Consider the following 20,761-nt stretch of genomic DNA (forward strand, 5'->3'; position numbering starts at 1 on the left):
TTTTTAAAATTTAACATTAAGTCCTACCATATAGGTTCGTGGTCGTGGATAGTATCCTACGTCAACTCCTCTTGAGAATCCTTCACCATACCCTACTTCTGGATCCATACCATTATAATTTGTAAAAGTATAGAGATTTAGCACAGAAGCATAAATTCTCAATTGGTCTACAAAGAAGCTTTGAGATTTAACAGCCTTAGCCACATCAAAACCTAAGGTAACTGTACTTATTCTCAAAAAGTCACCATCCTTAACATAGATATCTGAAATTCTGTTATAGTTTCTGTTATCAAGAGTTACTCGGGGTAAGGAATTAGAAGACCCTGGTCCATGCCAACGATCTAAAATTTCAGAAGACCAATTTTGGTAACCATTTGATTGATCTCTATAAGATTGAAGTATTTGATTTCCAGCAACACCATTAGCTTGTACATTAAAATCAAAGGCCTTATAATTAGCACCTAGTGAGAAACCATATACAAAATCTGGGTTTGGATCTCCAATTTTTGTTTTATCAGCATCACTTATCATTCCGTCCCCATTGTTGTCTACAAAAATCAAATCACCTGGTTCCGCATTAGGCATGATAACAGTTCCATCACTTGAAACATAGTTTTGAACATCCTGTTCTGTTTGGAAAACACCAGCAGTTTCATAACCATAATAATATCCTAATGGCATCCCATCTTGTGCTCTATAAAAGAATAGGTTATTTGCCCAAAGAGAATTATCTCCTCCTTCTATAATACCATTTCTATTGGGAATAGATCCTACTTCATTTTTATTGTAAGAGCCATTAACGCTAAAATTGTAACTAAAATCATCGCTCACTGCATTATTGAATGAAATAGCTAGCTCTACACCTGAGTTAACTACACTACCTCCATTAATCCAAGGTGCTTCATCAACTCCAGCTGTATCTAATATAGGAGCTCTAATCAGCCAATCTTTTTGCTCTCTGCGATACCAATCAAAGTTTACACTTAGCTTAGAGTCAAATAATCTGGCATCAAAACCAAAATCAACCTCTTCTGCAGTTTCCCATTGAAGTGTTTCATTTGCTAAGTTGACAGGATATGCTCCAGGAACCAAGGCGGCAGCACCTTCTTCGTTTCCAAAAATATAATTGGTATTATTAATTTGAATTCTACTCATATACTGGAAGGCATCCACGTTTTGGTTTCCGACTTGCCCCCAACTTCCTCTCAGTTTGAAAAAGCTTAACCAATCAGCTTTATCCTGCAGGAACTCTTCTTTAGTAACTACCCAACCAGCTGAGAAGGAAGGGAAATATCCCCAACGATACCCGTCAGCAAATCTTGAAGAACCATCAACTCTATAAGTAGCGTTAAGTAATAATTTTCCTTTGTAATCATAACTTAACCTTCCAAAATAAGACATTCTTTTATCTATATTGTTTGGCCCTCCTGATAGTCCTATAAAAGAACCATCGTTGTTCGTTGCATTATCTAACCAAGCATGTTCTAAATCGTTAAATACTAAATCAATATTTGACCCACTCATGTAGTGTCCTTCATAATTAAACGCAGACGTACCTGCCATGACTGAGAAATTATGATCTTCGGCTAAATCAAAATCGTAAGTCAAAGTATTATCCCAAATTAAGGTTTTACCTTTGTTCATATACTGACTAACTCGTCTATAATCACTGAAATTATAGGTAGACAATTCATAAATTGGTGTGAATGAATGTCCTTGATTTGCATAATAATCAAGACCTAAACTTGTTCTGAAATTCAGACCTTTAAGTAATTCAAAATTGAAATAAACATTTCCAATCAATTTTTGACCGTCGTTTTCATTTTGGTTATTATAAACCATATTAGCGTACGGATTGGAAACACCATTCAACCAAGGATCACTTTGTCCATTCGTGTTGTAGTAATTTCCATCTGTATCATACATAGGCACCAATGGATTTACCTGAAAGGCACTTCTTAAGGAGTTATTATATTGTCCTCCGACGCCTATACCATTGTTATTAATCCAAGCATAACTAAAATTCTCACCAAAGGTTATTCTACCATCATACAATTTATGTTCAGAGTTAAATCTAAAATTGTAACGCTCGTAATAGGAGTTATCTTTACCTCCTACGATACCTTCTTGGTTTAAATAGGATAAAGAAGATGAATAGCTAGACGTATCAGAACCTCCAGAAATACCAACTGAATAATTTTCAGTTGTGGCATCTTGAAACATTTCATCCAACCAATCTGTTCCTGTTCCAGCATTAGCAATCTGATTATCTGAGAAAATTCTAGCTTGACCAGAATTAATAGAAGCTTCATTCATAATGGTCATGTATTCATAAGAATTCAATAAATCCATTTTTTTAGCAAGCGTCTGTATTCCGTAGAATTGATCAAAAGTTATTTGGGCTTTACCCTTTTTACCTTTTTTAGTAGTCACTAAAATAACACCGTTTGCTGCCTGAGATCCATAAATCGCCGAAGACGCTGCATCTTTCAAAACGGAAATCGTCTCAATATCAGCGTTATTAAGATACGAAATATCATTGGTTAAAACCCCATCTACTACATACAAAGGTGAATTGTTACCAATAGTTCCTAAACCTCTAATAGCTACATTTAGACTAGAGCCTGGTTGCCCAGATGTAGAGGTAATCTGAACACCAGCTGCCTGACCCTGCATTGCTTGTAGTGCGTTAGTCGTACTTTGTTTTTGAAGCGCTTCTCCATCTACCTGAAGATTAGCTCCGGTGGTCAAATCCTTTTTTTGGACACCATAACCAATAACAACTACTTCTCCTAGAGCCTCAATATTGGCTTCAATTTGAATGGTTAATGTTGTCTGACCATTGACTTCTACATCGAGGGTTGAATACCCTATGTAGCTTACCTGCAAAACAGCATTTGATGGTACTTCCAAAACGAAGTTTCCATCAAAATCTGTTGAAGTTCCCTTGGTTTGATCTCCTCTTAAAATAACCGAAGCACCTGGGACTGGCATGCCATCAGAGGCATCTGTCACTGTACCCGAAACCGTAATATTTTCTTGCGCAAAACCCGTTTGAGAGCCGAGGACAAAAAAGAATACTACAGCAAAAAAGGTGAAAAACCTTGTAGATTCATAAAATTTACTTCTCATAATGAAAAAAGTTAGTTAAATACTTATTGTTTGAGTTTGAAATAGTCTAATAAGCGTTTGCAATGATTTGCTCATACAATTCTTGCCTACCACTTATAATTTTTGGTTCTCCATTGGCTCTGGCAATTTTACTTAAGTCTTCTAAAGAAAGGTCTCCTTTTTCAAACTTGGCTCCATTACCTGAGTCAAAAGATTCATATCGTTCTTTTCTTAATTTTAAATAGTCCGTATTCTTAAGGATTTCGTCAGCACAAATTAATCCTCGCGCAAATACATCCATTCCTGCTATGTGTGCGATAAATTTATCTTCTAAATCGGTTGAATTTCTTCTCACTTTAGCATCAAAATTGATACCTCCGCCTTGAATACCACCACCTTCTAATATGACTAACATAGCCTGAGTGATTTCATAAACATTGATTGGGAATTGATCGGTATCCCATCCGTTTTGATAGTCACCTCTATTAGCATCAATACTTCCTAAAAGGCCAGCATCAACAGCTACTTGAAGTTCATGTTGGAAGGTATGACCTGCCAAAGTCGCATGGTTTACTTCCAAGTTTAACTTGAAGTCTTCCTGCAATCCATATTTATTAATAAAGCCAATAGAAGTAGCTGCGTCAAAATCATATTGATGCTTCGTAGGCTCCATAGGTTTTGGCTCAATCAAGAAAGTTCCTTTAAAACCTTGCTTACGTGCATAATCTCTGCACATAGTTAAAAATCTAGCCAAATGGTCTTGCTCACGCTTCATATCGGTATTCAAAAGGCTCATGTACCCTTCTCTACCTCCCCAGAACACATAGTTCTGTCCGCCTAATGCAATGGTTGCATCTATAGCCAATTTTGCTTGTCCACCGGCATACGCCACCACGTCAAAGTTTGGATTGGTAGAAGCACCGTTCATGAATCTCGGATTTGAAAAAAGGTTTGAAGTACCCCATAACAATTCAATTCCGGTATCCGCTTGTTTTTGTTTCGCATAATCAACCATGTGCTGAATTCTGGTTTCAAACTCAGCTAAAGTTGGAGCTTCATCTACTAAATCGACATCATGAAAACAATAAAATGGAATACCCAGTTTGCTCATAAATTCAAACCCTGCATCCATTTTTAATCGTGCTCTTTCTAAAACGTTTTCGGAATTGTCCCAAGAAAAAGTTTCAGTTTGCTTACCAAAAGGATCATCTCCTTTATTACATAGTGTGTGCCAATAAGCCATTGCAAATCGCAAATGTTCCTTTAAAGTCTTACCAGCCACCACTCGGTTTTCATCATACCACTTAAAGGCCAAAGGGTTATCGCTCTCTCTGCCTTCATACTTTACAGCATCGATCCCCTTAAAAAAACTTTGTAACGTTGTTGTATTCATAATCTTAATCTTGAATTTTAATTTGTTCTTTCCAATGTTGATAAACATCTTGATATTGATTCACCAAATTTCTATTTGGCTCTAACTCTTCCATTAATTTAATATTCCCAAAAGCTTCCTTTAAGGATTTATAATAGCCCCAACCGTAAGCTGCTCCTCTTGCTGCTCCATCAGCACCTGAAGTTTCATATAGGTTTAAAACGGTATTAGTTGTGTTTACAAAAATCTCCCGGAATAAAGGGCTTAAAAACAGATTGGCATAAGAAGCCTTAACTGAATTTCCAGATGCACCAATGGATTTCATTACATCAAAGCCATAATTCATAGCAAAAACAATCCCTTCACAGGCAGCTCTTACCACATGTTCTGGTTGATGAATATTGAAGTTTAAGAATTCAATACCTGAATTCACTTCCTTATTATCAAAAATGCGCTCTACGCCATTTCCGAATGGATAAAATCTCAATCCCTCACTACCTAACGGTGCTTTGGTAGCTAGATCGTTAAGTAGGTCATAAGGTATCGAAGCTGTGGCTCCAACGGACATCAATTTTCTTAGCCATTGGTATAGAATACCAGACCCATTGATACATAAAAGCACACCATTACGTTTATGCTCTTTTGTATTGTTCACATGAAGAAATGTATTGACTCTATTGTTTTTATCGAAGGCATCTTGATCGGTTACCGAATAAATAACTGCAGAAGTACCAGCATTGGCACCTACCTCACCAGGATTTAAAACCTGCAAAGACAAGGCATTATTTGGTTGGTCACCTGCCCGATACGTCACTTTAACTTGCGTATCCAAACCTAATTCTGAAGCTATCTTAGAGTCAATAGTTGCTTGATGTCCAAATGTGGGTACAACCTCTGGAATTAATTTCTCTGACAACCCCATTCCATTCAAAATACCATTGGCTAGACCGCCTTCTTTGAAATTCCATAAGGCGGCTTCAGAAAGTCCAGAAGTACTAGTCTGGGCAACACCCGTAAACTTAGCCGCAATAAAATCACCAGGAAGCATCATGTAAGCAGCCTTTTCAAAAATTTCAGGTTGATTTTCTTGAACCCACTTTAATTTGGATGCTGTGAAATTTCCAGGGCTTCCTAATATTTGACTTTGACAGGCATCAACACCAATGGTTTGATACCATTGCCTTCCAATTTCAGCTGCACGTCCATCACACCATATAATTGAAGATCTTACAGGCTCTAAATTTTCATCCACCAAAACCAATCCATGCATTTGATAACCAATTCCAATTCCCTGAATTTTACTGATATCAATTCCTTCTTGATGCCTTAACTTTAAAATGCCATCCTTAATGTATTGCCACCATAAATTAGGGTCTTGTTCTGCCCACCCCGATTGAGGTGAAAGAATAGGTGTTTCAAAATCAGGAACCGTAATTGCTTTTATTTCCAGTCCAATTTCAGCATTGAAAACTGAGAGTTTAATGGATGAACTGCCTATATCGACACCTAAAAAATACATTCTTAACTATTTATTGTTTTTATCCCACAATTGTTCCATCTCCTCTAGGGTCTTCCCTTTTGTCTCTGGCACAAACTTCCAAATGAAGAGTGCCGATAAAATGGCCATAAATCCATAAATCCAATATGAAAAGCCATTATGGAACAATTCGGTTAATTTTATATTATTATTCATCATAGGGAAGGTCCATGAGACCACTAAATTGGCCAACCACTGTGCAGCCACAGCAACGGCAAGCACTCCTTTAATTTTATTAGGGAAAATTTCTGAAAGCAACACCCAGGTTACAGGCCCCCAAGACATGGCAAAAGCGGCTATATAACCCAACATAAATAAAAGTGAAGCGATACCCGTAGATTGCATAAACAAAGAGAAACCAAGACCTATCATACTAATGGCCATAACCACACTTCCTATCAACATCAATTTCTTTCTTCCAAAATTATCTACCGTAAAAATGGCTAACACTGTAAACAACAAATTAATAGCACCCACAATGATGGTTTGAAGCATGGAAGCATCGGTCTCCATACCCATGCCCTTAAAGATTTCAGGAGCATAATACAACACCACATTAATACCAACAAACTGTTGGAATACCGACAACAAGATTCCGATGATTACTATACCCCAACCATAGGTAAGCCAATGCGCTTTCTTCTGATTAAATGAATTTTTAATTTCCTGAATGATTTTCAAGGCTTTTTCCTTCCCATTCAACTTGGTAAGAACCTTTACCGCGTCTTCGTCATGACCTTTCATCACTTGGAACCTTGGCGTTTTTGGCACCAAAAACAGACAAACTAGAAACAGTATCGCTGGAACATTTTCTGAGAGGAACATGTTTCTCCAACCGATAGTATTAATCCACTCAGCCGTTTGACCTTTAACGATAAAATAATTTACAAAATAGACGATAAGCATCCCACCTACTATAGCAAACTGATTAAAGGAAACCAATTTCCCTCTTATATTGGCTGGAGCCATTTCTGCTATATATAAAGGGGATAGCATACTAGCTAATCCCACACCAATTCCTCCTATAATTCTAAAAATTATAAAAGACGTAAGGGCGTTACCTCCAAAGACATTCAAGCTATCAGGATATCCAGACCCGCAGGCTGAAACAATAAATAAAACCGCTGCTATTAACAAGCCATTTCGACGACCGATCGAGTTGGCAATTTTGTCTCCCATTGATGCCCCAATGATACACCCCACAAGGGCACTACTTACCATAAAACCAAAAATCGAGTTCTTTAAATTATCAGTCAATCCATCTGAAGAATTCAAAAACCCGAAATAATAAAAGACACCAACAATGAAGAAAAACAAAACTACAATTATGGTTGCTATCTTTTTATTATAAAACTTATAGATAAAAGAGCTGAGTAACCCAAAAATAGTCAGCAAACATAAGGTCAAAATAATTTTGAAATGAAGTATAGATTGCGTCGCCATTTCAACACTGGAATCCAAGGCTTTAACAAAAAATGTTTCAAGCGCCCCTACTGCTCCAGAAATAACTGCTGTATCATACCCAAATAACAATCCCCCCAAACTTGCTACAATGGTAATTAGGTAGGTAGATTTTAAACTTTGAGAGGTAACATTCATATTTATTGTCATTTAAACCATATCTTATGGTTATTTTGACTACAAGTTTACGAAGGATTTTTCATTTTGACAATTATTTGATTTATTTTTTTAAGATTTCTTTAAATAATTCTATAGTTTTTATTAACACCGTAATTTTGAACCGCCTTTTTCCTACAATCTCAACATAATACTTGTTAATAATTAAACAATTATCGACCTTTGAATGATTTTTAAAAAGGTTTTTTCTGCATGAAGTGAGCACTTAAATCTTATTAAGTCTATATTTACCTTTATTTAATAAAATGATTTTCAAGAAATTTTTTGATGAGGAATCTGGTAAGATCATAGAAAGTTCTGTGATGAATGCCATAACAATTGACTGTGTGATTTTCGGATTTGACAAAGGATCCTTAAAAGTTTTGTTAATTGAACATGCTGAAGGGATTAGTAAAGGAAAATGGGCACTGCCTGGAGGATGGATAAAAGAAGAAGAAAGTATTGATCATGCAGCACAACGCTTGTTAAAAGAACTAACCGGATTAAGCAACATCTACTTAGAACAATTAAAAGCCTTTGGAGAACCAGATCGTTTCCCTTTAGGCAGAGTTATAACTATAGGTTATTACGCTCTTATTAAAATTGACGATTTTGATATTAAAGCCGGTTTCACAGCATCTGATGTCAAATGGTACAACATTAAAGATGTTCCTGAGCTTATTTACGACCACAATACGATTTTAAATTACAGCCTTAAACATTTAAGGAATAGAGTAAAGCAAGCTCCTATCGGGTTTAATCTTCTCCCTAAAAAATTCACGCTCCTGGAACTCATGCAGCTTTATGAAGAAATACTAGGTATTGAATTAGATAAATCAAATTTTAGAAGAAAAATACTTAGAATGAAGTTATTGCAAGTGTTGGATGAAAAACAAAAGGACGTATCTCATCGGGCCGCTAAACTGTATCGATTTGATTATGATATTTACAAAAAATTGACCCAAAAAGGATTCAATTTTGAAGTTTAAGTTTAATTACTTCTAATTTTCGCCTATGAGTGATTTTAAAGACGAATTCAAAATTCTCTTTTGGCAAACAAATTTTATCTCCATTCACAAAAATTCTATTTCTACTATTCGGTTAAAACCTCTAAACCATGAAGCTAAAAAAAGTAGAGGCTGAATGTTTATGCTTTTTTTAAAGTAGTTCACTTTAAAAAAAATAAGAAAAGAGACTCCTTATTATTTATCTTTTAAAAAACTAGAGTAACGCTTAAGTCCTTTTTACCGCTTGATTTAATTGATTTTCAAAAGCCAGTAATTAGAAATGGAGCAGTCCTTCCATTTTCCGTATCTTTATATTATGCAGACTATAACTTTTAACGATTAAATCTTTAGCCATGATAAAAACAAAAATAGCATTGGTAACTGGAGGAAGTAGAGGCCTAGGCGAAAACATGGCCCTATCCCTAGCCCAAAAGGGACTGGATGTAATTCTTACCTTTAATCAAAATTCAGAAAAAGCTGATGACGTTGTTAACCGAATCAAACAATTAGGACAAAAGGCAGCTGCCATTCAATTAAACGTTAGTGCTCCCTCTTCATTCAACAAATTCTTTGATCAAGTCCAAGAACATTTGAAAGTGACATTCCACTCTGAGAAATTTGACTTTCTAATTAACAATGCCGGTGTTGGCACTTACAGTTCCATTATGGAGACTACGGAAGAACAACTAGACCTCATGTATCAAATTCATTTTAAGAGCGTATTTATGATTACTCAAGCAGCACTTCCCATAATGAATAATGGTGGTGGCATTGTTAATATTTCTTCTGGATTAACGCGATTTGCCATTGGAGGATATGCAGCCTATTCCTCCATGAAAACAGCCATCGAAACCTTAAGTAAATATCAAGCAAAGGAATTAGGAGAAAGAAAAATCAGATGCAACGTAGTGGCCCCTGGGGCCATCGAAACCGATTTTGGTGGTGGCGCTGTAAGAGACAATCAAGATTTGAATGCCTTTATCGCATCAAATACAGCCTTAGGACGCGTGGGTTTACCAGATGACATAGGTGGTGTTGTGGCATTTCTTTGCACAGAAGACGCCAAATGGATTACGGGGCAACGAATAGAAGTGTCTGGCGGACAGATGATTTAGTTGGTTGAAAATATAAAAAAATAAAGTTTTAGGTCCTTTAACAACAACCGATCATTAATTACGGTATAAGCAAAAATCAAAAGCTTAAATATCAATTTGTTAATAACATATTGATAATTACTTATAAAATGCATAAATCATATCGATAATTTAGTACTTTTATACTTACAAAAACTCCCTTTTAGTAAAAACGAGAAGATTTCACTTATGAATAGAATCCTATGCCTATGTGTGATGTTGCTTTTGGGTATCCAATGGTCATATTCTCAAGAACCAGAAAGAAAGCATATTGTAAAAAAAGGGGAAAGTATTTTAGAAATAGCCAACACATACTATGTCACTCCCTATGACATATTTCAATTGAATCCAGGCGCTTCTGATGGCATTAAGGAGGGCATGGAACTCAATATACCAAAATCCAAGGTCAAAAAAACTGAAATTGCAACTCCTGAGATTCAAGAACTCAAAAAGATAACTTATAAAGTAAAATCAGGAGATACGAAATATAGCTTAGCGAAGAATTTTGGAATCAGTATAGATGAATTAGAATCGCAAAATCCACAGATTGTCCCAACGCTGATTGCTGGACAAACTTTAACCGTTCAAACTGACAAAGCACTTTCTTCTCCAAGCAAACCTAAATCAACAACTTATGTGGTTAAAACTGGTGATACCAAATTTAGTCTTGCTGAGAAATTTGGGATGACCATTGAACAATTGGAAACCTTAAATCCTCAAACTAAAAAATCGCTACAGGTAGGTCAAGTTTTAACTTTTGACCAAACCAAATTAAAAGAATCTGATACAAACATAGCTTCCTCAGTTGTAAATCAACCTACAAAAACTGCTCCTAAACAAGTTGAGCAACCACAGAAATATATCTCATACACCGTTAAACCAAAAGAAACGCTCTATGGCTTATCAAAAGCTGCCGAGATGAGCATTCCAGAATTTTTAAAGTTGAATCCTTCTCTTTCAGATGGCGTGAAAATTGGTGAGGTCATTAAAATGCCAGCCAATATTCGGTTAGATGGCAGCACCACCTATGAAACAGATCCTGAATATGTTAATCCTAACATTAAATATACTGACCTAACCAAAAATCTGGATAAGAATCAAATGAAAAAGGTCGCTTTTGTACTTCCTTTTACCAAAGGCGAATTTAAAAATTTGAGTAAATCTGGATCAACTTCTACTGCAGACTCATTAACAAAAAACAATGTAGCCTTCTATGAGGGTGCTTCTATAGCCATGGATTCTCTGAAAAATTTAGGTTTATCCTTGGATTATGAATTGGTGACCTCCATTAAGGAAACTGATTCTAAAAGCATCAAAGCTTTCATTAAAAAATCTGATTTAGAAGATTATCAATTGGTTTTCCTACCTTATTTTGATGACCAGTTTGTCACCGCTATAGATGAGCACTTGAATGATTCACCCATTGTAACTTTAACAAATTCCAACGCCTTCCAAAATAAATCAATTATTGAATCCGTACCATCCGAAGAAACCCAAGCCAAAGTTTTATTAAAATACATCAACTCATTAAACGCTAATGTTTTGGTTATTCATGATTCCGATAGGGCATCTAACAAAACATTAATTTCCTCGGAGTTATCAAACCCTACTTATTTTGAAATATCGGGTAATGGATTAATAGATAATAACAAGCTAATTTCATCATTAAAAAAAGATGTAAAAAACATTATTTTACTCAATACCAACCAAACAAAGGTATACCTAAACGTTACGACACCTTTACTAGCCGAATCATCAAAGAATTTTATTCAACTTGCAGTCCTGTCACAAAAAGATTTGCCAAATGAGGTAGAAGTTTCTAAAATGCGTTATAAAGTCTTAAATTTATTGTACCCCTCAATGGAACCTTCTGAGCCAAATTATGCCGAAATGATTTTTGAATTAAAATACAAACAGGTTTTTGGATCTACTCCTACCATTGTCTCTAAGTACGGCTTTGATACCACCTTCGATACCCTTTTGCGCTATTTCCAAAAGGAAAATCAACCCAACATGAAGGATGTATCTGAGCATAGTGCTTTAAAGTTTGAATACGAAAAGAATTCAGGGGAAAATTATAAGAATAATGGTGTATATATTCTTAAATTTGACTCAAATTCGGACCGAAGCAAAGTGAAATAAGGTTTCAGAATAAAATCAAAAACCAACTAAATAAAAAATCTTTACTATTATTGTATTAAAGATTTAGCGCTAACTAGCTAAGATCAATGAAAAAAAGTACGCACCCAATCTTTTATAACCACCTACTTTTTTCTTTAGGACTGATCTTCCTATGGAGCAGTATTGCTTTTTCCCAATGCCCAACTATTACGGAAAATTCTCAGTCCTTTTGTGATATCGATTCACCTATCATAGCCGATTTGGTTGCTGTGGATAATGGTTCAGGCATCAATTGGTTTGATTCACCAACTTCAACCACGCCATTGGCCTCTGATTTAGGATTAGAAAATGCCACCGTCTACTATGTTGATAATACAAATGGTGATTGTGGCAGTAGACAAGAAGTTACTGTAACAATATATGGTGCCCCAACAGGTTTAAATTTTCAAGGGGTTTGCGTCGATGATCTTTCAGAAGCAACAATTTCAGATTTGTTTGCAGTGGGAAATAATGTGCAATGGTATACTGTACCCAACGGAGGAACCGCTTTAGCTCCCACGACCATTTTATCTGACAATACACTTTACTATGCAGATCAAGAAAATCCAGATACGGGCTGCAGAACCTCCCGACTATCCGTTTTGGTCAATGTAGGTTATGTACCTGTACCCTCAGGTGACAGCCTTCAATTCTTTTGTGGTACTCAGAACCCACCGCCTACAGTGGCGGACTTGGTGGCTTCGGGAAACAATAATTGGTATGCCACTAATTCTTCAGCTGTACCATTAGATTTAAATACACCATTAGTAGCTGGCGAAACCTATTATGCCACCACAGTTGACCCTCCTTGTGAAAGTGAAGATCGTTTAGAAGTAATTATTCAATTTGTGCCACCAAATAATGCTGGTGAAAGCAATTCGTTGGAATTTTGTAACAATGGATTGAATACCATTGGCTCCATAGATCTTTTCACCTATTTAGGAGGCAATCCAGACACTAATGGGGAATGGAGTGGACCTGTTACAACCACTAACGATCACTTAGGAACCTTAAGTATGAATGGGTTAAACATTGGTAACAGCCCATATGTATTTACATATAACATTGATGATAATAATCCGTGTGGAACAACATCTGCGACTATCACAATAAGTATTTTACCCCCTCCAAATGCAGGAAATGATGGAGACATTACGGTTTGTTCTGATGGAACACCAGTAGATCTGTTTGATTATATTAATGGTAATCCAGATCTAGGAGGTACTTGGTCTCCACCTTTGAATAGTGGATCAAGTATTTTTGACCCGCAATTTGATTCTGCCGGAGATTATACATATACTGTTTCTTTGTTCCCTTGTGATGATGATACAGCAGTTATTTCTGTAACTATGACTCCGGAACCAAATGCTGGGAATAGCGCTTCTATAGATATATGTTCTAATGATGCTCCTATAGACTTGTTTACTGTTTTGGGCGGTACGCCAGATTCAGGAGGTACTTGGTCTCCAGCTCTTAACAGTGGTTCGGGATTATTTGATCCTACAATCGATGCTGAAGGAACTTATACCTATACTGTAGACGGTGCCCCTCCTTGCGGTTCGGCGTCGGCTTCGGTTACCATAGGTATCATTCCACCACCAGATGCTGGAACTAATGGTAGTGCCAATATCTGTGGAAATGATGACCCGATTGACCTATTTACCCTTCTTGGAGGTACTCCAGATACTGGTGGTACTTGGTCTCCCGTTCTTGCAAGTGGCACTGGACTTTTTGATCCAACCGTGGATGCTGAGGGAACCTATACTTATACCGTGGAAGGAACGGATCCTTGTGGACCCGCTTCGGCTACTGTGACTATTTCTTTGGAAACACCTCCAAATGCTGGAACTAACGGCAGCGTTGACATTTGTCAAAATGATAGCCCAATTGACCTATTTACCGTTTTAGGTGGTACACCTGATGTAGGTGGCACATGGTCACCGACACTCAACAGCGGTTCGGGATTGTTTGACCCTGCAATCGACGCTGAAGGAATTTATACATATACTGTAGATGGAACAGACCCTTGTGGACCTGCCTCTGCTACTGTGACCGTCACTATAATTCCACCACCAAATGCTGGAACTGATGGTAGTGCTAATATCTGTGGAAATGTTGACCCAATGGACCTATTTACCCTTCTTGGAGGTAATCCAGATACTGGTGGTACATGGTCTCCCGTTCTTGCCAGCGGCACTGGACTTTTTGATCCAACCGTGGATGCTGAAGGAACCTACACATACACCGTGGAAGGAACGGATCCTTGTGGAACCGCTTCAGCTACTATGACTATTTCTTTGGAAACACCTCCAAATGCTGGAACTAACGGCAGCGTTGACATTTGTCAAAATGATAGCCCAATTGACCTATTTACCGTTTTAGGTGGTACACCTGATGTAGGTGGCACATGGTCACCGACACTCAACAGCGGTTCGGGATTGTTTGATCCTACAATCGACGCTGAAGGAATTTATACATATACTGTAGACGGAACAGACCCTTGTGGTCCTGCCTCTGCTACTGTGACGGTAACTATCATTCCACCACCAAATGCTGGAACTGATGGTAGTGCTAATATCTGTGGAAATGATGACCCAATAGACTTGTTTACCCTTCTTGGAGGTACTCCTGATACTGGTGGTACATGGTCTCCCGTTCTTGCCAGTGGCACAGGACTTTTTGATCCAACCGTGGATGCTGAGGGAACCTATACTTATACCGTGGAAGGAACTGACGCTTGTGGACCTGCTTCTGCTTCGGTAACCATTTCGGTGGAAACGCCTGCCAATCCAGGTACCGATGCTTCCATAAACCTTTGTGAATTGGATGATCCTATTGATCTATTTACAGTTTTGAGCGGTACCCCTGATGTTGGTGGTATATGGTCTCCAGCTCTTAACAGTGGTTCGGGATTGTTTGATCCTACAATCGATGTTGAAGGAACTTATACTTATACTGTAGATGGAACAGACCCTTGTGGTCCTGCCTCTGCTACTGTGACAGTAACTATTATTCCGCCACCAAATGCCGGAACTGATGGTAGTGCCAATATCTGTGGAAATGATGACCCGATAGACTTGTTTACCCTTCTCGGAGGTACTCCAGATACTGGTGGCACATGGTCTCCCGTTCTTGCCAGTGGTACAGGACTATTTGATCCAACTATGGATGCGGAAGGAACTTATACCTATACTGTTGAAGGAACTGATGCTTGTGGACCTGCTTCTGCTTCGGTAACCATTTCGGTGGAAACGCCTGCCAATCCAGGTACCGATGCTTCCATAAACCTTTGTGAATTGGATGATCCTATTGATCTATTTACAGTTTTGGGCGGTACGCCTGATGTAGATGGTACATGGTCTCCAGCTCTTAACAGCGGCTCGGGATTGTTTGATCCCACAATCGACGCTGAAGGAACTTATACTTATACCGTAGCTGGAACAGACCCATGTGGTCCTGCCTCTGCTACTGTGACCGTCACTATCATTCCGCCTCCAAATGCTGGACTTAATGGTAGTGCTAATATCTGTGGAAATGATGACCCGATAGACTTGTTTACCCTTCTTGGAGGTACTCCAGATACTGGAGGTACATGGTCTCCCGTTCTTGCCAGTGGCACTGGATTGTTTGATCCAACAGTGGATGCTGAAGGAACTTACACCTATACCGTGGAAGGAACTGACGCTTGTGGACCTGCTTCTGCTTCGGTAACTATTTCGGTGGAAACGCCTGCCAATCCAGGTACAGATGCTTCCATAAACCTTTGTGAATTGGATGATCTTATTGATCTATTTACAGTTTTGGGCGGTACGCCTGATGTAGATGGTACATGGTCTCCAGCTCTTAACAGCGGCTCGGGATTGTTTGATCCCACAATCGACGCTGAAGGAACTTATACTTATACCGTAGCTGGAACAGACCCATGTGGTCCTGCCTCTGCTACTGTGACCGTCACTATCATTCCGCCTCCAAATGCTGGAATTAATGGTAGTGCTAATATCTGTGGAAATGATGACCCGATAGACTTATTTACCCTTCTTGGAGGCACTCCAGATACTGGAGGTACATGGTCTCCCGTTCTTGCAAGTGGCACTGGATTGTTTGATCCAACGGTGGATGCTGAGGGGACTTACACGTACACTGTTTCTAACTCTTGCGGCACAGAAACCTCTGAGGTTAACATCATCATTCAACCTATTCCTGATATTTCTGGAATGGTTTTATCTGCAGCTGATATTTGTTTAAATGATTCCAATACTGTTTTTATTTCGAATGCTGAATTTTTGGAAAATGGAACATATCAAATAAACTACACCATATCAGGAGCCAATAATTCCAACGAGACAACTGATGTTGACATTTCTGATGGAAACGGAGAAATTATTATTCCTAATGACATTCTTATTAACTCAGGATCTACAACATTTACGATTATCTATTTTATTCGCTCTACGGATGATTGTTCGGGTGATGTTACTTTAGTGGAGTCGGTAACTTTTAATATTGAAGATACCGCTACTCCAACTCTAGTTGACGGCGGGGATTACTTTTGTTCCGAAGATTCACCAACAATTGAAGATTTAACATCCTTTGTTAACGAAAGTCCCATTGTTTGGTACGATGCACCTGATGGAGGAATCGTTATAACTAGCGAAACCCAATTAGAAGATGGAGAAACCTATTATGCTGCTATCTCATCACAAATGGGATGTGAAAGTAGATTGAGACTTGAGGTTACAGTTATCGTTGAAAAATGCACCGAGGATTTGATTATTCCTGATGGATTTTCACCTAATGGGGACGGTATTAATGATACTTTTGATCTTGTAAACATAAGGGAACTATATCCCAATTTCGATATAGAAATATATAACAGATACGGCAATCTATTATTTAAAGGAAATAGTGGCACTCCTAACTGGGATGGAACATCAAAGGAAGGAACAACTTTAGGAAATGGAGAACTTCCAAATGGTGTTTATTTCTATATTTTAAATTTTAATGATGGTCAGACAGATAGTATTCAAGGTCGAGTCTATCTTAACAGATAACGTTTTTATGGTTAAATCCTTAAAAAGACATATAATTTTCATCCTTTTTGCCTTAGTAGGTTTTCAGATGCTAGCGCAACAAGATCCGCAATTCACACAATACATGTATAACATGAGTGTGATTAATCCGGCTTATGCAAAAGATGCTTCAGACGAAATCAGTTTAGGGGTATTCTATCGTAATCAATGGACGGGTTCTGTGGGTGGCCCAACAACTGGAACCTTATTTGGACACACAACACTTTATAAAAACATAGAAGGAGGACTCTCCATAGTCCACGATCAAATTGGAGATGTAGTTAAGGAAACCAATGTCTATGCAGATGTTGCATATGTTTTACAAACCGGTAAAACTTCCAAACTCTCTTTGGGAATAAAATTTGGAGCTACTTTTTTTAGCACCAATTTTGATGGGTTTGTATATTCCGATCCATTACCCGATCCTGCATTTGCTGAAAATATTTCCAGAACATACCCCAATGTAGGTGTAGGAGCGTTTTTCTTCGGAAAAAATTATTATATCGGCTTCTCTGCTCCAAACCTTTTAAAAAGTAAACATTTAGAGAACAATGACGGTGTTGTGGCCAACGGAGTTGAGGAAATACACATGTTTTTAACTGGAGGTTATGTGTTTGAGCTTAACGATCAGTTAAAGTTCAAACCTGCCTTTATGACAAAGGCAGTTTCAGGAGCTCCCCTTTCGTTTGACCTAACAGCCAATTTCCTTTGGAGAGAACGTTTGGAATTGGGTGCTGGTTACCGGTTTGATGATGCCATATCTGGTCTTATAAATTTTAGGGTGTTAAGTAACCTCAGAATAGGTTATGCCTATGACTATACCCTTTCTAATTTAGGGAAGTTCAATAATGGTTCACACGAGATAATGATATTATTTGATATAAGTACACTTGGCAAGGGCTATGATAAATCTCCAAGGTTCTTTTAAAAAAAGTATGATGAAAAATTGGATGCTGTTCATATTATTAGTTTTCGGGCAAACCATACTGTGGGCCCAAAAACCAAGTTTGAAAAAGGCTAACAACCTTTTTGAAAACAGATCCTATGTGGAAGCTGCCAATATGTACAAGCAGTTAGAGGCTACCCCAGAAATTTTGGAAAGGTTGGGAGACTGCTTTTACTTTAACGGTAGAATGGAACAAGCCCGAACTCCCTACACCAATCTTTATGTGGAATATAGAGATTCCATGCCCGAAGAAGCACTTTTTAAATATGCACAAGTATTAAAAGGACTCAAAGATTATGAAAATGGAGATCAAGTCATGGGAGAATATTTGGGTTACCCCGTAGATACTCCTAAATTCTCTGAAAATCTGAATGGTATTGTCCCCTATAATTACATGATCAAAAGAGTATCACGTAATTCTTCCACCGGCGATTTTGGGGTGTCGTATTATTTCAATAAAATTATTTTTTCTTCAGTAAGAAATTCGGACAATCCAAAATATGGATGGAATGACCGACCATATTTAGATCTTTACAAAGCTGATATGACCGAAGATTTTGAATTGGAACATATCGAACCTTTTTCAGATGAAATCAATACCGAAACCCATGAAAGCAATGCCGCCTTCAGTCCAGATGGGTTAACCATGTATTTTTCTCGAACCAATGAAAAAAGAGTCAAAATTGATGGTATCAAAATTGCCACGGTCAAACTATTTAAAGCTGAAAGAGTTGAAGATGAATGGACCAATGTAACTGAATTGCCATTTTCCAGTGACACCTACTCCACCATGCACCCAGCGGTTAGTCCAGATGGAAAAACTCTTTACTTTTCGAGTGATATGCCAGGTTCTTTAGGATCTTTTGACATCTATTCAGTAGAAATCTTAGATGATGGATTTGGAACGCCTATTAATCTTGGAGAGACCATCAACACTAAACAACGAGACCAATTTCCTTTTATGGACAAGGATAATATGCTTTATTTCACTTCAGATGGGCACGAAGGATTGGGTAATTTAGATCTTTTCATGAGTCAAAAAATTGATAATGCCTATACTAAACCGCTAAATTTAGGTGAAACTATCAATTCGGAAATGGATGATTTTGCTTTTGTACTTCATGAAAACCAAACAAAAGGATTTTTCTCTTCAAACCGTGAAGGGGGCGATAATTTATATTCTTTTGTTAGAATGTCTAATACCAGAAAATTTGCAGTTGAAGGCGAAGTTACTGATAAGCATTCCAAAGAACTACTTCCTGGCACAACCGTAACGCTTTTTGATGAGAATGGTGAATTAGTAGGACAAATGGTAACTGGATCAGATGCTACCTATATTTTCAACACTAGACCAAATACTACTTACACCATCGAAGCTCATAAAGATTTTTATATACCAAGTAGTCAATCTTTCACAACCAATGAGGATGGTAGAGTCTTTTTTGATATTCAATTGGAAATCGAATCTTATGATGATGCCGAAGACATTGTTGTAACAAAAGATGACGGATATGTTTATATTGAATTAGAGAACATTTATTTTGACCTTAATAAATGGGAAATCAAGCCACAGGCAGCCCAAGTGTTGGATGTTTTAGTTAACCTTCTAAGAAAATACCCTAGAATGGAAGTACAGCTAGGAGCACACACAGACAATAGGGCATCAGACCTATATAACTTACGTTTGTCAAGAAACAGAGCAGAAGCTACTTTGGAATATATTGTTTCACAAGGTATTGATAGAAACCGTTTAAAATCTAAAGGATATGGAGAAAGAAAACCTTTAGTAGATTGCGGCACTGAATGTACTGAAGCTGAACACTCCATAAACAGAAGATGTGAGTTTTTAATTTTAAAGTAAGCCAGCACCTACCAAACAACAAATTCCTTACATAAGAAGGTAGATTAAATGCATTTTGTCGATTTTTTTATACACTTCATGGATTTTTTTCGAATTTTTATATATATTGCATTTGTAAATAGCTATTAATCGATTATTAACCCATTAAATAAAGCATTTTTGGTATTCTGTAGTATTTAAAAGCTTTTCATTGAATTATATAGACTAATAAAGTATTTCAACGAATATATTTTTCAACTGAAAATCAACCGAATACTTTTGATCTAACTCCCTCAGATTTTAGTAGTTAACAGACAATAACCGGCCCCAACCTATTGACGTTGTCACGGTATATTTTTATAATTAAAAATATCAACACTATGAGGAAATTTTACGTTCTGCTTTTTGCAGTTTTACTTTCTACCATAAGTTTTGCTGCAATCCCTAAACATACCAATTCCCACATTTTAAAAAATAGCGGGAACGATTCTATTTGTACCTATGATGAGTATTTAGAAATAGTAAATAGTTCTTCTTTTAGCAGTACTAATCTACTTCCTCCCTGCCAAGACATCACTGTAGATCTAGACGACACAGGTAGTGTTACTATTACACCCAACCAATTGGAGGATGGAACATATGGAGGCAACTCAGCCTATTCTATTAGTCTTGATCAAGATACTTTCGATTGTAATGATATTGGATCACCTGTTACAGTTACTTTAACTGTAATTCAAATAAGTACTTCATCAATTATTGACTCTTGTACTGCACAGGTTACTGTGCAGGATACTACAGACCCAACCATTACTGCACCTATAGATGTAACCGTTAGTGCGAACGCTTCATGTCAAGCCACTGGTGTGGCTCTTGGAACACCCACTACAGCTGATAACTGTGGCGTTAATCCGGCAACCAATGATGCGCCGGCTACATTCCCAATAGGTAATACAACAGTAACCTGGACCG

At 37.5% G+C, this 20,761-nt stretch carries 11 protein-coding genes; 7 read left to right on the plus strand and 4 right to left on the minus strand.

All coding sequences use genetic code 11. The annotated features are described in order from the left end of the window. Positions 1 to 3: 3 nt before the first annotated feature. Genes ZA07_RS12945 through xylE form a run of 4 tightly spaced genes read right to left on the minus strand, consistent with a single transcriptional unit; the run spans position 4 to position 7,619 of the window. Positions 4 to 3,132: a TonB-dependent receptor gene (locus tag ZA07_RS12945; RefSeq protein WP_053972194.1), complete on the minus strand. Its 3,129-nt coding sequence runs from the start codon at positions 3,130 to 3,132 to the stop codon at positions 4 to 6. 46 nt (positions 3,133 to 3,178) lie between these two features. Further along, complete coding sequence (gene xylA, locus ZA07_RS12950; RefSeq protein ID WP_053972206.1) at positions 3,179 to 4,504, minus strand: xylose isomerase; 1,326 nt, start codon at positions 4,502 to 4,504, stop codon at positions 3,179 to 3,181. Positions 4,505 to 4,508: 4 nt separating this feature from the next. Beyond that, on the minus strand, positions 4,509 to 6,002 hold the full coding sequence (locus tag ZA07_RS12955) for a xylulokinase (protein WP_053972195.1): 1,494 nt from the start codon (positions 6,000 to 6,002) through the stop codon (positions 4,509 to 4,511). Positions 6,003 to 6,008: 6 nt separating this feature from the next. Then, a complete protein-coding gene (xylE, locus tag ZA07_RS12960) occupies positions 6,009 to 7,619 on the minus strand; it encodes a D-xylose transporter XylE (protein WP_053972196.1) in 1,611 nt (536 codons plus the stop codon). A 284-nt stretch (positions 7,620 to 7,903) separates the two neighbouring features. Here xylE and ZA07_RS12965 point away from each other — a divergent pair, with 284 nt between their 5' ends. From ZA07_RS12965 to ZA07_RS12995, 7 genes are all read left to right on the plus strand, one after another. Beyond that, the gene (locus ZA07_RS12965) at positions 7,904 to 8,626 is read left to right on the plus strand and encodes an NUDIX domain-containing protein (protein ID WP_082316605.1); all 723 of its coding nucleotides are present in this window, start codon (positions 7,904 to 7,906) and stop codon (positions 8,624 to 8,626) included. A gap of 371 nt (positions 8,627 to 8,997) precedes the next feature. Further along, positions 8,998 to 9,759, plus strand: a complete 762-nt coding sequence (locus ZA07_RS12970) for an SDR family NAD(P)-dependent oxidoreductase (RefSeq protein ID WP_053972197.1) — start codon at positions 8,998 to 9,000, stop codon at positions 9,757 to 9,759. A 207-nt stretch (positions 9,760 to 9,966) separates the two neighbouring features. Next, entirely contained in the window at positions 9,967 to 11,919 is a 1,953-nt protein-coding gene (locus tag ZA07_RS12975; protein ID WP_082316606.1) for a LysM peptidoglycan-binding domain-containing protein, read from the plus strand. A gap of 86 nt (positions 11,920 to 12,005) precedes the next feature. Then, positions 12,006 to 16,988, plus strand: a complete 4,983-nt coding sequence (locus ZA07_RS12980) for a gliding motility-associated C-terminal domain-containing protein (RefSeq protein ID WP_053972199.1) — start codon at positions 12,006 to 12,008, stop codon at positions 16,986 to 16,988. Between the two features lie 7 nt (positions 16,989 to 16,995). Next, positions 16,996 to 17,934 carry a type IX secretion system membrane protein PorP/SprF gene (locus ZA07_RS12985; RefSeq protein WP_053972208.1) on the plus strand — a complete coding sequence of 313 codons (939 nt, stop codon included), beginning with the start codon at positions 16,996 to 16,998 and terminating at the stop codon, positions 17,932 to 17,934. Between the two features lie 7 nt (positions 17,935 to 17,941). Further along, positions 17,942 to 19,813 (plus strand): OmpA family protein, encoded by a 1,872-nt coding sequence (locus ZA07_RS12990; protein ID WP_231628683.1) that lies wholly within the window; start codon positions 17,942 to 17,944, stop codon positions 19,811 to 19,813. A 359-nt stretch (positions 19,814 to 20,172) separates the two neighbouring features. Then, positions 20,173 to 20,761 (plus strand): hypothetical protein (locus ZA07_RS12995; protein ID WP_369793533.1); only part of this gene is annotated, 589 nt, incomplete at its 3' end.

It is taken from the genome of Mangrovimonas sp. ST2L15 (assembly GCF_001280515.1).
GTDB lineage: Bacteria > Bacteroidota > Bacteroidia > Flavobacteriales > Flavobacteriaceae > Mangrovimonas > Mangrovimonas futianensis.

Bases quoted from the DNA above. Each gene is read 5' to 3' on its own strand.
- ZA07_RS12945 (WP_053972194.1), bottom strand. From the start codon at position 3,132: ATGAGAAGTAAATTTTATGAATCTACAAGGTTTTTCACCTTTTTTGCT.
- xylA (WP_053972206.1), bottom strand. From the start codon at position 4,504: ATGAATACAACAACGTTACAAAGTTTTTTTAAGGGGATCGATGCTGTA.
- ZA07_RS12955 (WP_053972195.1), bottom strand. From the start codon at position 6,002: ATGTATTTTTTAGGTGTCGATATAGGCAGTTCATCCATTAAACTCTCA.
- xylE (WP_053972196.1), bottom strand. From the start codon at position 7,619: ATGAATGTTACCTCTCAAAGTTTAAAATCTACCTACCTAATTACCATT.
- ZA07_RS12965 (WP_082316605.1), top strand. From the start codon at position 7,904: ATGATTTTCAAGAAATTTTTTGATGAGGAATCTGGTAAGATCATAGAA.
- ZA07_RS12970 (WP_053972197.1), top strand. From the start codon at position 8,998: ATGATAAAAACAAAAATAGCATTGGTAACTGGAGGAAGTAGAGGCCTA.
- ZA07_RS12975 (WP_082316606.1), top strand. From the start codon at position 9,967: ATGAATAGAATCCTATGCCTATGTGTGATGTTGCTTTTGGGTATCCAA.
- ZA07_RS12980 (WP_053972199.1), top strand. From the start codon at position 12,006: ATGAAAAAAAGTACGCACCCAATCTTTTATAACCACCTACTTTTTTCT.
- ZA07_RS12985 (WP_053972208.1), top strand. From the start codon at position 16,996: ATGGTTAAATCCTTAAAAAGACATATAATTTTCATCCTTTTTGCCTTA.
- ZA07_RS12990 (WP_231628683.1), top strand. From the start codon at position 17,942: ATGATGAAAAATTGGATGCTGTTCATATTATTAGTTTTCGGGCAAACC.